Origin of the sequence: Blautia sp. MCC270, assembly GCF_018785605.1 — a bacterium.
Taxonomy (GTDB): domain Bacteria; phylum Bacillota; class Clostridia; order Lachnospirales; family Lachnospiraceae; genus Blautia_A; species Blautia_A fusiformis.
Window position 1 is genome coordinate 144,060 of sequence record NZ_WQQD01000028.1, and the last position, 15,450, is coordinate 159,509.

Here is a 15,450-nt window from a genome sequence, read left to right on the forward strand (position 1 = left end):
TTTTATTTTGTGAGGACTGTGAGAGATCATGGTTCTTTTTTTGTAAATAAAAGCAAGTGTAAAAAAGCTGAATCACAAAACCGGAAGATAAAGGAACCGGTTTGTGATTCAGCTTTTTTGTTAATGGATATTGTTTATTTTACTTTGACAGAAGAAGTTTTGCTCCAGGTGGAGTAGTAATTCTTTTTGCTGACCGTTTTGTATGTGCGGATACGGATGTAGTATTTTTTGCCACCGGACAATTTCTTCAGCACGGTAGATTTGGAACTGCTTTTGGCGGTAATTGTTTTGGCGCTTTTGAAGCTGCTTGAAGTGCTGTACTGAATCTGATAAGCGGTAACAGATTTTACCGGTTTCCAGGATATATTTGCCTGGCCTTTTGCAGTGGACTTCAGAGAAACACTGCTGACAGTCAGTGGACGTACTGTGATCAGGATCTTTGCAGATGCAGCTTTATAATTTACGCCCTGTGCAGCCTGAATGGTAACAGTGGCCTGTCCGGGGCTTACCGGAATGATACTGGTACCGGAAATTTTTACGATCTTGCTGTTGGAAGACTTGCAGGTGATCTTCCCGTCCGTCTTCTTGCTCTTGATGACCGCGGTTTTGCTGCTGCTCTGAGTCAGGGTAAGTGCTGTGGCTTTTGCTGTGAGTACGGCTTTTGCGCGGGCAATCTGGAAACTGGCAGTTTTTGTTCCTGTGTAACTGCCTTTTCCAGTGATCACGACGGAAGCAGTACCGGCATTTATGTTATTACGGTAGGAAACTGTGTAATCTGTGCCGGGAACCAGTTCTTTTCCGGAAGAAGTTACTGTGATCTTCGGCTTTTTTTCTGTACCGCTGTAGGTAAAGGATGAACTGGAAAGCTGAATCTCACATTTACTGAGATCTCTGGCAGTGATCTGGAAAGATTTTGTTACAGTACCGGAATAATTACCTTTTCCTGTGATGGTGACGGAAGCAGTACTGATGTTGGTGTTGTTATCATAAGAAACGGTGTAGTCAGTTCCTTTTTTTAACTGCTTTTTATTGACAGTTACTGTGACGTCCGGTTTCTTTTCGGTTCCATCGTAAGTAAATGAGGAAGCGGAAAGAGCAAGTTCGGCTTTCTCCAGGCTGGCGGCACTGATAGTGAAATTTTTCGTAACAGAACCGGAATAGTTACCTTTTCCTGTGACGGTAACCGTGGCAGAACCTGCGTTGGTATTGTTTACGAAGGAAACCGTATAATCGCTGTTGGCAGTCAGCTGTCTGTTTCCGGTTTTTACAGTAACGGATGGCTTTTTCTCAGTGCCGTCATAGGTGAAGGAATCGGCAGAAAGATCTACGCTGGATCTGCTCAGGTCAGCAGGCTGGATCTGGAAAGCTTTTTCAACAGAACCGGAGAATCTACCTTTTCCTGTGATGGTAACTGTAGCGGAACCTGCGTTGGTGTTGGCATGATAATACAAGGTGTAATCCTGCCCCTGTGTTAAAGTATTGCCGTTACATGTTACAGTGACGGCCGGTTTTTTCTCAGTGCCGTCAAAAACCAGCGATTCATTGGAAACGGTAATATCGCAGTTGCTGATCCGGCCATAGGTGATAGAAAAGGATGTTGTAAAATATCCGTAATAATTTCCGATGCCGCTGATACCGGCACGTGCATTTCCCAGAGTTGTATTATTTTGATATTCTACAGTGAAATCCCTGCCTTCAACCAAATCAACACCATTTTTAGAGATGGTTACTTTCGGTTCCTGAGGCTTACCGTCGTAGATACAGGAAGGAGGAGTAAGGGTACAGGTGGTGCCGTTTGAGTAGATAGGGGCTTTGTCAATGGTGTATTCCTTTGTTACACTGCCGGCGTATTTTCCGATTCCTGTGAAGGTCATGGTAAAAGTACCGGCGTTAACAGTATCTCCGCTGGTTGTAATGGTATAGTCAACGTCTTTTTGGAGAGTAAGGCCGGAACGGTATATGGTTATAGTCGGTGTTTTGTCTGTTCCGTTATAAGATCCGATATAGCCGCGGGAGATGGTGAATACATCCTCGCTTAACAGGTCTACATATAATTCAGAGGTAAATACAGCATCCGGATTATATTTGGACTGAACGGTAAGTGTGATCTTGCCTGACTTTTTGGGGGTGAGGACTGCAGTTTGATTGGAAGTCTGGTTTACAGAAATAACACTTTCATCTGAGCTGGAAATAATGCAGTCATACAGAAAGTCAGAATCACTGCCGAAATCATTAGGAAACCAGCTGGAAGCGGTGATCCTATAACTAAGTTCCTTAGTCAGAAATTCGCTCTTTTTCATAGCGGAGAAACTGGAATTGGAAGGAGCAATGCTTGCAGTGACCTGTGAGGGAACAACAGCTTTGGAAGAAGTACCGCAGACACGGCAGGTCTTGTCAACCTGATAGTTCTCAATGGTTGTGCCGTAAACATATTTATGTCCGTTTTCCACTCGCGTTGCATGGTTGGAAGAGAGATCCGACAGATTGATCTCATAAAAAGTATTATGGCTGTCTTTCCATGCGTACCAGATCAGTTTTCCGTTTATAACAGAAGGTGCACAGTCGGAAAGATTTCCGGCCATTTTGTATGTAGAGCCAGCCTGCTGGCCGGTTCCGTCAATGGCAGTATAATAAACATAACCCTGACTGGACCAGAGAAGCACGAAGCTGTTGCTGCCGGTTTTTACAAGATGCGGTGTAGCGGCGCTGTCAGAAGTGCCTGCATAGTCGGAAAAATACCGCACAACAGGTGTTCCTCCGGATTTTGAAACAGAGGAGACAAATACATTTCTGGAATGATTGTCAGCATCATAATTGCCTGCGACCAGATAGGAACTGTCGGAATATTCAAAACCGCCAAGGGATGCGCCGGTATAGTTGTTGCCGGATGATCCGGGGAAAGTCATAAGGTCAAATTCCTTGCAGGCATAGGAACTGGAACTCCAGGAATATTGCGGGACAAAAGATCCGCTGCTGATATCCGTGGGATACTGAAGAACCGTAATAGCACGGGGATAAGCATCACCGTGATCACAGCCCAGAAGAGTTCCGTTATCGATCTGGATGAACTGGTTAAAGGAATGGCTGACATATCCGAACTCAGAATTCTGGATTCCTGTAAGCTGATCCACAACAGACATGGTGGAGGTATCTACAGAAAAAGTTACGTTAGCCTGATGCCCTCCGTACATTTCATGGCAGGTGCGGATAAAAAGATAATTTCCGTAAGAAGCCATACGTGCGGAACCTGCGTCAAAGGGATAGGTGGTATTTGCACCGAAAAGGCTGCAGGAACCTTGGGATTTCCAGTCTTTGGAGTATTTGCTCACCCGGTAAACTTCTTTCGTATTATCTTTTTCGGTGTTGTTTGCGCCGGTAAGGATATAATAGTTGTCGTTGGTTTCGTAGAAAGCGCCGAATACAGGCAGTGGAAGATCGAGAGTCATCGTTTTCTTAAAGTTGTATCCGGAATCATAGTATTCAATCAGAAGCTTACCGTCAAGGGCACCACTTTGAACCCGCATGAGAGATCCGTCTGGGCTTGTTGTAAGATAGGATTCGACAGGAGAAGACCAGACACTGTAGTTCTGGTTTTCAAGGTTGCTTCCTTTATAAATGGTGCAGGTTGTATTTAATGAGTTCGATACCGGAATATCTGCTTCGATGACGGAACTGCTTTTTGCCATCTGGGCTTCTACGGAACCGTCCAGAATACCGGCTTGTACCCCACCTTCTTCTCCGGATGAAAAATCGTCTGTTCCATCGGAATCGGAAAAAGTCTCTTCTTCATTTCCGGCATTAAATTCCTCTTCCAAAGAAGAAGCATCGGAAGCGTCTGATGTGCTGCCGCTATTAGAATCTTTCGGTGATTGCAAAAGATCCTCAGAGGATTCCTCCTGTGTATCGATGCCGGTGGAATCGGCAGGATCAGAGTTTTCTTCGGAAGAGAGATCTTCGGAGATCTCAGAAGAAGGTTCTGCTTCCACGTTGTCATCCGCAGAAAAAGCGTCTGAATAAAAATCAGCTGCATTTACCGGAGCAGAAGTGCCCAGTATACATGCAGAAAGAAAAATGGATAGTAGTTGTGCTTTTTTGTTTTTCATAGGTACCTCCTTTTTATATGGTTTTACATATAAACCTGGCAATATTTTACTACAAAAAAAGAAAAAATGGTCAATTATTGTTGAAAAAAGAAGAAAAAGAGACAGAATCATAAGTTGAGAAAAAAATAAAAAAAGTGTTGACATATAGGAACCACTTTGTTATACTATCACTTGTCGCGAGGGAGAAAATAAAAAATCCCAAGGAAATGCGGTCATGCGGAAGTGTCGGAACTGGCAGACGAGCAAGACTAAGGATCTTGTGAGCATTGCGCTCGTGTGGGTTCAAGTCCCATCTTCCGCATTGGAAATTTCCAATGAAATGCGATATGCGGAAGTGTCGGAACTGGCAGACGAGCAAGACTAAGGATCTTGTAAGCATTGCGCTTGTGTGGGTTCAAGTCCCATCTTCCGCATGACTTTAAAACAGAGCTGTGAATTGCAGCTCTGTTTTTGGCTATATGAAAGTAAATTATTGCATGCCTGCACTGGTGAGAAGCTGAAATGGGAAGATCTGCGTGATATATTTGTATTCGTTTCATATACAATAGGATAATTTTGGACATCTTAAGGGCTGATCAGACCGTAACTCCAATATTTTTTGAATTATTTTTTCAGAAAAGAGGAATTTGTGGTTTTGTGTAGAATATAATTAACAGAGGGTATTTTGTCGCCGCTGTTTGTCAGACTGTGGAGGAAATGCTTATGAACATCAGAGAGAGCATGGAACAGAGAGAACGGGAGCTTTTGAGCCCTTATGCTTCTCACAGCGCAGATACCAGAGGCCGGGAGCACCCGGAAGAGGAATGCGATGTGCGGACAACGTATCAGAGAGACAGAGACAGGATCCTTCATTGTAAGGCTTTTCGCCGTATGAAGGATAAAACACAGGTGTTTCTGGCACCACAGGGAGATCATTACCGTACCAGGCTGACACATACACTGGAGGTATCGCAGATCGCCCGGACTATTGCCAAGGCACTTCGCTTAAATGAAGATCTGGTGGAAGCGATCGCTCTGGGACATGATCTGGGGCATACGCCTTTTGGACATGCAGGAGAGAGAGCGCTGGATCAGGTACATCCGGGTGGCTTTGCACACTATAGGCAGAGCGTCCGGGTTGTGGAAGTACTGGAGAAGAACGGAAACGGGCTGAACCTTACCTGGGAAGTCCGCAATGGGATCATGAATCACCGCACCAGCGGAAATCCTTTCACACTGGAAGGACAGGTGGTACGTTTTTCTGACAAGATCGCCTATATCCACCATGATATGGACGATGCCCAGCGGGCTGGGATCATCACAGAAGATGATATTCCTGTCACAATGAGAACTTTTCTGGGCTATACCACGAGAGAACGGCTGAATACTTTCGTACATAATATTATAGAGAACAGTATGGGGAAAGACAGCATCTCCATGTCGCCGGATGTTTTTGAGGCGATGATGGAGCTTCGGGCGCTGATGTTCCGGAATGTCTATGAGAATCCGGTTGCCAGGAAGGAAGAGGATAAAGTGATCCAGATGCTGAGTGAACTGTACGGATATTATACTGACCATCCGGAGGCAATGTCCCGGGAATACAGGGAATTGGTGGAATACCGGGGAGTACCTAAGGAACAGGCAGTATGTGATTATATTTCGGGAATGACGGATCAGTATTCCATGGAGAAATTCAGGGAGATCTATATACCGAGAGCCTGGGAGGTCTATTAAATGGAAAAGAGGGATAAGCATGCGTTATTCAGATGACATCATAGAAGAAGTCCGAATGAAAAATGACATTGTAGACGTGATATCCCAGTATGTGAAACTGACACGGAGGGGGAGTTCCTATTTTGGGCTGTGTCCCTTCCATAATGAGAAAACCCCTTCCTTTTCCGTAACACCATCCAAGCAGATGTATTACTGCTTTGGTTGCGGGGCAGGAGGAAACGTATACAATTTTATCATGGAATATGAGAATTACTCGTTTGGTGAGGCGCTGTCACATCTGGCTGACCGGGCAGGGGTAGAGCTTCCGAAGATCGAGTATTCCAGAGAAGCCAGAGAAAAAGCAGAACAGAGAGCAAATCTTCTGGAGATCAACAAGCTGGCAGCACAGTACTTTTATTATCAGCTCCGGAGAGAAGGCGGAAAGACGGCTTACGGATATCTGACAGGAAGAGGTCTTTCCGAGGAAACCATCCGTAAATTCGGTCTTGGATATTCGGATAAGTATAGTGATGATCTGTACAAATATCTTAAGGGTAAGGGCTACAGTGATGAACTTCTCCGGGAATCCGGCCTGTTCAATGTAGATGAGCGGCGAGGCATGTATGATAAGTTCTGGAACCGTGTGATCTTCCCGATCATGGATGTAAACAACCGGGTCATTGGTTTCGGAGGTCGTGTCATGGGAGATGGCAAGCCCAAGTACCTGAATTCACCGGAGACGAAGATATTTGATAAGAGCCGGAATCTTTACGGGCTGAATGTGGCCAGGACCACCAGGAAGAATTATCTGATCCTCTGTGAGGGATATATGGATGTGATCGCCATGCATCAGGCAGGCTTTACCAATGCAGTGGCGTCGCTTGGAACTGCACTGACCTCCGGACATGCAAGTCTTGTGAAACGTTACACCAAGGAAGTCCTGCTTCTTTATGACAGTGACGGTGCAGGGATCCGGGCGGCCCTTCGTGCGATCCCGATCCTGCGGGAGGCGGGAGTCACGTCCAGGGTAGTAAGCCTGAAGCCCTGGAAGGATCCGGACGAGTTCATCAAGAATGAAGGAGCGGAGGCCTTTGAGGAACGTCTGGACCGGGCCATGGACAGCTTTATGTTCCGTGTACATATTGCGGAACAGGAATTTGCCATGGATGCACCCCAGGGACAGAATCAGTTTTTTGAGCGGTGTGCCGGGATGCTTCTGGAGCTTTCCGATGAACTGGAGAGGAATCTTTATATAGAAGCCATTGTAAAGGAATACGGCCGCTATGGAGTGGGCACGGAGGATATCCGGAAAAGGGTCAACACGCTGGCTCTGAAGGGAACGCCTGCAGAGAAACGGATCCAGCCAAAGTCCGGGACTCCGGAAACAAAGAAAAAGGAATCCGCCGCAGACAAAGCACAGAAGCTGATGCTGACCTGGCTTGTAAATTATCCGGGTATTTTTGAACAGGTGGAAAAATACATTTCCCCTTCCGATTTTGTGGTACCGCTGTATAAAGAGGTAGCCCAAATGCTGTTTGAACAGCATAAGGAGGGAGAGACCAATCCGGGGAAGCTTCTCAACGCCTTTACAGACAGTGAGGAGCAGCGGGAGGTGGCATCTCTTTTTAACGCCACCATCCATCTGGAAAACGAAGGAGAACAGCAGAGGGCTTTTTCCGATGCGCTGCTGCGGATCAAGGAAGAAAGCCTCAAAGAAAAAAACCGTACCTGGAACCCGTCAGACATGGCCGGGCTTCAGGAACTGATAAAAGCAAAAAAAGAACTGGAAGACCTTGGAAGAAAGAGGCAGCAGCTGCATATTTCTTTCAATTAAGGATAAAATATAAACACTATATGGAGGTATAGAGCACCTATGGAAATGAATATGGCAAAATTCAGCGAGAAACTTGTAGAGCTTCTTGAACTTGCAAAAAAGAAAAAGAATGTGCTGGAATATCAGGAGATCAGTGACTTTTTCAAGGACTCTCCACTGGAAGTGGATCAGATGGAGAAGGTTTTTGACTTCCTGGAGGCCAGCGGTGTGGACGTTCTCCGTATCACAGAAAACAGCGGTGACGAACTCCTCCTTGATAACGATATGGATATGGATGGGATGGAAGATGAAGAAGAGGTAGAGCTTGATAAGATTGACCTCTCTGTACCGGAAGGTGTCAGCATCGAGGATCCGGTCCGTATGTACCTGAAAGAGATCGGTAAAGTCAGTCTGTTAAGTGCAGATGAGGAGATCGAGCTTGCCAAGAGAATGGAAAAGGGGGATGAAGCTGCCAAGAAACGTCTGGCAGAGGCCAATCTCCGTCTTGTTGTCAGCATTGCAAAGCGTTATGTTGGACGTGGAATGCTGTTCCTCGACCTGATCCAGGAGGGAAATCTTGGCCTTATCAAAGCTGTTGAAAAATTTGATTACAGAAAAGGCTACAAGTTCAGTACCTATGCAACCTGGTGGATCCGTCAGGCTATCACAAGAGCCATTGCAGATCAGGCACGTACCATCCGTATCCCTGTGCATATGGTTGAGACCATCAACAAGCTGATCCGTGTTTCCCGTCAGCTGCTCCAGGAGCTTGGACGTGAACCTACGCCGGAGGAAATCGCTGAGGAGATGGACATGCCGGTAGACCGTGTACGTGAGATTCTTAAGATCTCTCAGGAGCCGGTATCTCTGGAAACTCCTATCGGTGAGGAGGAAGACAGTCATCTTGGCGATTTCATTCAGGATGATAATGTTCCGGTACCTGCAGATGCAGCTGCATTTACACTTCTGAAGGAGCAGCTGGTAGAAGTCTTAAGTACGCTTACTGACCGTGAACAGAAGGTTCTCCGCCTCCGTTTCGGACTGGACGACGGACGTGCCAGAACTCTGGAGGAAGTTGGTAAAGAGTTCAATGTCACAAGAGAGCGTATCCGTCAGATCGAGGCAAAAGCTCTGCGCAAGCTGCGTCATCCCAGCCGTAGCCGCAAGCTGAAGGATTATCTTGACTGATAAAAATATATCCGTACAGCTTTCCATGCGTCTTCGTGCCATTGCCGGTATGGTAACAAAAGGAAACCGGCTGGCAGACGTAGGATGTGACCATGGCTATCTGTCGATCTGGCTTGTCAGTGAAAAAACAGTTCCGTCAGCCATTGCCATGGATGTACGTCCGGGACCGCTTTCAAGAGCCAGGGAGAATATTACCCGTTATGGCCTTGAAGATTACATAGAGACCCGTTTGAGCGACGGGCTTGCGAAGCTTGAGCCGGGGGAAGGTGATACCCTGGTGATCGCGGGAATGGGTGGTCCTCTGATGGAAAGGATATTAAAGGATGGAGCGAAGGTCCGGGAGGGGTTTCAGGAACTGATCCTGCAGCCTCAGTCGGACCTTCCTCATTTCCGGCATTTTCTTTCTGAGATCGGCTGGGAGATCGTAAGGGAAGAAATGATAAAAGAAGACGGAAAATTTTATCCTATGATGAAAGCGGTACGTAACAATTCGGGAGAAAAGACTGTTTACACAGAGGAAGAGGCTTGGTTTGGACCTCTCCTTCTGAAAAAATGTCACCCGGTCCTTAAAGAGTATCTTCTACGGGAGGAAATGATCCGTAAGAAAATACTTGCTGGTCTTTCCGGGGCAGAGTCTGTTTCCGCAAAAACTCGTCTGGAAGAAGTAAAGGAGGAAATGGAGCTGATCCATACAGCTCTGAAACGATATGAAAGCATATGAACTGATCGAATGGCTGAATGAGCACCATCCGCAAAAATTTGCGGAGGACTGGGATAATGTGGGACTGCTGGTGGGAGATGACCAGAAAGAGATTTCCCATGTATTTCTCGCGCTGGATCTTACGGAACCGGTGTTGGATGAGGCGGTGGCTGCTGGTGCGGATATGATCCTTACCCATCACCCAATGATCTTTTCCGGGATCAAAAAGATCAACAATCATACCTTTACCGGAAGAAAGATCCTCCGTCTGATAAAGGAGGATATCCCGTATTTTGCCATGCATACCAATTATGATGTGATCGGAATGGCAGATTTAAGCGCAGATCATCTGAAGCTTCAGGATACAAGGGTGCTTACAGTTACCGATGAATCCGGGGAGCAGCCGGAGGGGTTCGGAAGAGTAGGAAAGCTTCCCCATGTTATGACTCTTGGTGAGTTTGGAAAATATGTAAAAGAATGCAATCATCTTCCGGATGTGCGGGTTTACGGTGATCTGGATCGGAAGATCGAGACTGTGGCGATCTGTACAGGAAGCGGAAAGAGTATGATCGGTGATGTAATGGCCGCCGGTGCGGATGTATATGTGACCGGAGATATTGATTATCATACTGCCATCGATACTATGGCAGATGGTCTGGCGATCGTAGATGCCGGACATTACGGTACGGAGTATATTTTTGCGGAAGCTATGGAGAAGGAACTGAATGAGACATTCTCTGCGCTTAAGACAACCTGCGCCAGTGTGAAAAATCCATATACTGTTTTGTAAAAGCGGATTGCAAAAAGTGCTTGTATTCATGAATATGTAGTGGGACGGAATACGATTATCCGTTTCGGAAAAATGAATTGTGCAACACATGGCTGTCCGAAAAATCGGGCAGCTGTATAAATATGTAAGCCTGTGGAGGGGATCGTTATGGAACAGACAATGATTAAAGTGACCATAAACGGAGAAACAAGGGAATACCCCAAAATGACACCGTATTCTGAGATCATAAGGGATTATGAGGGCAAAACAGAGTATCCGGTGATCCTTGTGACTGAGAACGGAAAGCTCCGTGAGCTTCACAAGAAGCTTCAGCATGACTGTACACTGGGATTTATAACCGCAAAGGACAGTGCCGGTCGAAAAACCTATCGGAGAAGTGCGATCTTTATTCTTTTGAAGGCAATTTTTGATGTAGCTGGAAAAGAGAATGTGGATCATGTTGTGATCCATTATTCTATTGGAAATGCTCTTTATTTTACCATGAAAGGCAGTGCTACCCTGGATCAGGAGCTTCTTGACCGGGTAAAAGTGCGGATGCGGGAACTGGTAGAACGGAAGCTTCCGATTTGCAAACGCAGTGTCAGCACGGATGATGCCGTTTCCATGTTCCACAGGCATCATATGTATGATAAAGAAAAGCTGTTCCGTTATCGACGGGTTTCCAGAGTGAATATTTACAGCCTGGAAAATTTTGAGGATTATTTTTACGGATTTATGGCACCGGATACCGGCTATGTGAAGTATTTTGATCTGCAGCTTTATGATGAAGGCTTTGTGCTGATCCTTCCGAGGCAGAAAAACCCGGATGTGCTGGAGCCTTTTGAACCCCAGGATAAGATCTTCCATGTGCAGAAGGAATCGGAAGAGTGGGGCGATAAGCTGGATGTTGCCACTGTAGGAGATCTCAATGACCGGATCACAAGAGAAGGTGTGCAGAGCCTGATGCTGATCCAGGAGGCACTCCATGAGGCCAAGATTTCTTCGATTGCCGAGGAGATCCGGAGAAGGGGCAATGTAAAGTTCGTAATGATCGCAGGCCCGTCTTCTTCCGGAAAGACCAGTTTTTCTCATAGATTATCTATTCAGCTTTCTGCTCATGGTCTGAAGCCGCATCCCATTGCTGTGGATAACTATTTTGTGGATCGTGAACATACGCCGTTGGATGAATTCGGAGAAAAGAATTATGAGTGTCTGGAAGCCATTGACACGAAGCAGTTTAATGAAGATATGCTGAATCTTCTTTCGGGAAAAACCGTGGATCTTCCTACATTTAATTTCAAGACCGGATGCAGGGAATACCGGGGAGACCAGCTTCAGCTTGGAAAAGATGATATCCTGGTCATCGAAGGCATTCACGGGCTTAATGACAAGCTGAGTTATGCCCTTCCAAAAGAGAGTAAGTTTAAGATCTATATCAGTGCGCTGACACAGCTGAATATTGATGAGCATAACCGGATCCCCACAACGGATGGAAGACTGATACGCCGAATTGTCCGTGATGCACGTACACGTGGAACTTCCGCAAAGGATACCATTGCAAGGTGGCCTTCTGTACGGAGAGGCGAGGAGCAGAATATTTTTCCGTTCCAGGAGGAAGCAGATGTGATGTTTAATTCTGCTCTTGTGTATGAGCTTGCCTGCCTGAAGGTTTATGCGGAACCGCTGCTTTTTGGAATTGACAAGAGTGAACCGGAGTATCAGGAGGCGAAGCGGCTTTTGAAGTTCCTGGATTATTTTGTGCCGGTGCCCAGTGAAGGCGTTCCGTTTAATTCGCTTCTGAGGGAGTTTATTGGCGGTAGTTGTTTTAATGTATAAATTAATTGTATGAATAAAAAAAGCTATGTGTAGATATAAGGCTCTATGCAGTGCAGATATCGGTTGGCGCAAAGATGAGAAGATTAGGATTTCTCTGTGCATAGGATCTGTGGTGTGTGGAGTCTTTTGAGTGTGAATTGGAAAAGTTAAAGTCTTCTGTGGTGCTGCGGATGGATAACGGGATTTACAGGGCTTAAAGGAAAGGGAAAATGATCATGAAAGAAAAAGTACAACTGACAAAACTGGCTCCAAACTGTGGCTGTGCAGCTAAGGTAGGACCGGGGACTCTGGCGGGAGTTCTTGGAGGGCTGCCAAAGTTCTGTGATCCGGATCTTCTGGTTGGAACGGACACTTCGGATGATGCTGCAGTTTACCGGGTGAGTGATGATCTGGCGCTGATCCAGACACTGGATTTTTTTACGCCTGTGGCAGATGATCCTTATGATTTCGGGCAGATCGCGGCGGCCAATGCGTTGAGTGATGTATATGCTATGGGTGGAACTCCAAAGACGGCTTTGAATATTGTGGCGTTTCCGAAGGATATGGATGTGGAGATTCTCGGGGAGATCCTGCGTGGTGGTGCAGATAAGGTGATGGAGGCTGGTGCGGTTCTTGCCGGTGGCCATACGATCCAGGATGATACACCAAAGTATGGGCTCAGTGTGACGGGTTTTGTAGATCCGAGGAAGTTCTGGAAGAATTTTGGAGCGCAGACCGGAGATAAGCTGATCCTGACGAAGGCGCTGGGTGCGGGGATCGTGAATACGGCGATCAAGGCGGATCTGGTGACGGAAGGTGCACGTAAGGCGATTTTGGCTTCCATGAAGAAACTGAACCGGGATGCCTGTGAGGTTTTTAAAGAGTTTGAGGTTCATGCCTGTACGGATGTGACGGGGTTTGGTCTTGGGGGACATGCTACGGAGATGGCTGTGGCCAGTGACCGGACGGTTGTGATCGATACGGAGAAGCTGCCGGTGCTTCCGGATGTGGAGGAGTTTGCTTCTATGGGATTGATTCCGGGTGGGGCTTACAGGAACCGGGAGTTTGCTGAGAAAACCGGAGTGAAAAGTGTGGCAGAGCTCTGGCGGGAGGATCTGGTGTTTGATCCGCAGACTTCTGGGGGATTGCTGGCGGCGGTTCCGGAGAGGGATGTGCCGGAGATCATGAAGCGGCTGGATGCGGCTGGTCTGCAGGCTGGGGTGATCGGTGAGGTTGTGGATCGGCGGGAGTGGACGTTGGTGCTCCGGTAGGAAATTAATTTACGAACGAATGTTTGGATGATGACGTCAGAGTGGATGGTTGCGTAGGGGGGATACTGCTGGGGAAAGTGGTGGAAGCAGAATGCCGGATGGCGGACGACGGACGCCTGGGGGAGAGGATATCGGTCCGGGCAGGGACTCCGTCGGGGGATACTACTAGGACTCCGTGAGTCGGCTAAAAGCATTGCGGCAGGGCCAGAACTCGCCGTTGGCTCAGACAGCTGACCCTGCCGCAATAACGCCGACTCCCGCAGCCCAAGTAGTTATCACCCCTCCTCCGCAGCAGCCCAAACCGATATCCTCTCCCCCAGGCTGGTGCATCTAGCTGGCAGGAAAAATATAAAATGTGCGGAGAGTATGGTTGTGGGATGCAGAACAGGAAAATTACTGTTTACTGGTAATATTCTGCGAGGTGTTTTTTGTGAGCGAAAGTCACAGAAAACCCGAGACATACTGCACGAATTTATGTGATTAGCATAAATTCTGAGCATCGCGAAGCGTGTTATTGAGAATGGAGTGAACAGTAATTCAGGAAATATAGGCTCTGCATTTTTTTAATATATTGTTTGCCTGAGGGATAAAAGCATGGTATTATCATATGAGCGGAAATTGAGAAGACATAAAGAATATGAAAAACAAATATGTGACGGGAAAGGAAGAATTATGGAGAAACATAAACATGAGAGGAGTACATTTTCCGGGAAGATTGGATTTGTACTGTCTGCAGCTGGTGCTTCGGTAGGGCTTGGGAATATATGGAGATTCCCTTATTTGGCGGCAAAGTACGGCGGTGGAATTTTTTTACTGATCTATATCATTCTGGCATTGACCTTTGGATATTCTATGATCGTGGCAGAGACAGCTCTGGGACGTATGACAAGGAAAAGTCCGGTAGGTGCGTTTGGAACTTTTGGTAAATCAAAGTGGCTGTCTTTGGGCGGTTGGATCAACGCAATCATACCGGTTCTGATCGTGCCGTATTATTCCGTGATCGGTGGCTGGGTAATTAAATACCTGGTGGAATATGTAAAGGGAGGCAGTCAGACTCTTGCTGAAGACGGATATTTTTCTGCCTTTATAGCGGATGGGTTTTCTACAGAAACCTGTTTCCTGTTTTTTACACTGCTTACGTTGGTGATCATTTATGCAGGTGTGCAGAATGGCGTGGAACGAGTTTCCAAATTAATGATGCCGATACTGGTATTCTTGTCTGTGGTCATTGTCATTTATTCGGTAACGAGGCCAGGAGCACTGGAAGGTGTGAAATATTTTCTGATACCAAATATCAAAAACTTTTCCTGGATGACAGTGGTTGCGGCAATGGGACAGATGTTTTATTCTCTGTCGATCGCGATGGGTATTCTGGTAACTTTTGGTTCCTATATGAAAAAGGATGTATCTATTGAAGGTTCTACACAAAATGTAGAAATTTTTGACACAGCGATCGCAATGATGGCAGGTCTGATGATCATTCCGGCAGTGTTTGCATTTTCCGGTGGAGATCCGGATACGTTACAGGCGGGACCGGCACTGATGTTTATTACGATTCCGAAGGTATTCGCAAGCATGGGATTTGGAACTCTGGTTGGAATCCTGTTTTTTGTACTGGTTCTCTGTGCAGCTCTGACCAGTTCTATTGCACTGACTGAGAGTGCAGTATCTACTTTTCAGGATGAACTGAAATGGGGGCGCAAGAAGGCGACAGTATTTGTCGGAATTATCATGGTTGTTCTCGGAAGTCTTTCTTCTCTTGGCTATGGTCCTCTGGCGTGTGTTAAGATCATTGGAATGCAGTTCCTTGATTTCTTTGATTTCCTGACGAACTCTGTCATGATGCCGATTGCAGCGATTGCTACCTGTCTTCTGATATCCAGAGTAGTTGGTACAAAGAAGATTGAAGAGGAAGTACTGCAGGAAGGTGGTACTTTCCGCAGAAAAAGAATCTTTAATTTTATGATCCAGTATCTTTGCCCAATCTTTGCGACGATCATTCTTTTCAGTTCTGTGGCAAATGCATTTGGATGGATTTCCATGTAAAAGACATAGGAGATCAAGAAAATTCCAACTTTACAAGTCTATACACCTGTGTT

At 46.4% G+C, this 15,450-nt stretch carries 9 protein-coding genes and 2 tRNA genes; 10 read left to right on the forward strand and 1 reads right to left on the reverse strand.

From position 1 onward, the window contains the following. Positions 1–134: 134 nt before the first annotated feature. On the reverse strand, positions 135–4,103 hold the full coding sequence (locus GPK58_RS08795) for a fibronectin type III domain-containing protein (RefSeq protein WP_215638521.1): 3,969 nt from the start codon (positions 4,101–4,103) through the stop codon (positions 135–137). A gap of 216 nt (positions 4,104–4,319) precedes the next feature. On the opposite strand from GPK58_RS08795, the gene GPK58_RS08800 reads away from it, so the two are divergent. The 10 genes from GPK58_RS08800 (at position 4,320) to GPK58_RS08845 (ending at position 15,397) form a co-directional block, all read left to right on the forward strand. Further along, positions 4,320–4,404, forward strand: a tRNA-Leu gene (locus GPK58_RS08800). Between the two features lie 27 nt (positions 4,405–4,431). Next, positions 4,432–4,516 (forward strand) — tRNA-Leu (locus GPK58_RS08805). A gap of 289 nt (positions 4,517–4,805) precedes the next feature. Further along, positions 4,806–5,816: a deoxyguanosinetriphosphate triphosphohydrolase gene (locus tag GPK58_RS08810; RefSeq protein ID WP_015525757.1), complete on the forward strand. Its 1,011-nt coding sequence runs from the start codon at positions 4,806–4,808 to the stop codon at positions 5,814–5,816. Positions 5,817–5,835: 19 nt separating this feature from the next. Then, positions 5,836–7,629 (forward strand): DNA primase, encoded by a 1,794-nt coding sequence (gene dnaG / locus GPK58_RS08815; protein WP_215638522.1) that lies wholly within the window; start codon positions 5,836–5,838, stop codon positions 7,627–7,629. A 39-nt stretch (positions 7,630–7,668) separates the two neighbouring features. Continuing rightward, complete coding sequence (gene rpoD / locus GPK58_RS08820; protein WP_021651146.1) at positions 7,669–8,796, forward strand: RNA polymerase sigma factor RpoD; 1,128 nt, start codon at positions 7,669–7,671, stop codon at positions 8,794–8,796. Then, complete coding sequence (locus GPK58_RS08825; RefSeq protein WP_330604059.1) at positions 8,789–9,517, forward strand: tRNA (adenine(22)-N(1))-methyltransferase; 729 nt, start codon at positions 8,789–8,791, stop codon at positions 9,515–9,517. The genes rpoD and GPK58_RS08825 overlap by 8 nt, the downstream gene beginning before the upstream one ends. Beyond that, a complete protein-coding gene (locus tag GPK58_RS08830; protein WP_215638523.1) occupies positions 9,504–10,286 on the forward strand; it encodes a Nif3-like dinuclear metal center hexameric protein in 783 nt (260 codons plus the stop codon). Before GPK58_RS08825 ends, GPK58_RS08830 begins: the two co-directional genes overlap by 14 nt. 147 nt (positions 10,287–10,433) lie before the next feature. After that, entirely contained in the window at positions 10,434–12,101 is a 1,668-nt protein-coding gene (locus tag GPK58_RS08835; protein WP_215638524.1) for a nucleoside kinase, read from the forward strand. A 215-nt stretch (positions 12,102–12,316) separates the two neighbouring features. Then, entirely contained in the window at positions 12,317–13,351 is a 1,035-nt protein-coding gene (gene selD / locus GPK58_RS08840) for a selenide, water dikinase SelD (protein ID WP_330627234.1), read from the forward strand. A gap of 672 nt (positions 13,352–14,023) precedes the next feature. After that, positions 14,024–15,397, forward strand: a complete 1,374-nt coding sequence (locus GPK58_RS08845) for a sodium-dependent transporter (RefSeq protein WP_215638526.1) — start codon at positions 14,024–14,026, stop codon at positions 15,395–15,397. Positions 15,398–15,450 lie beyond the last annotated feature (53 nt).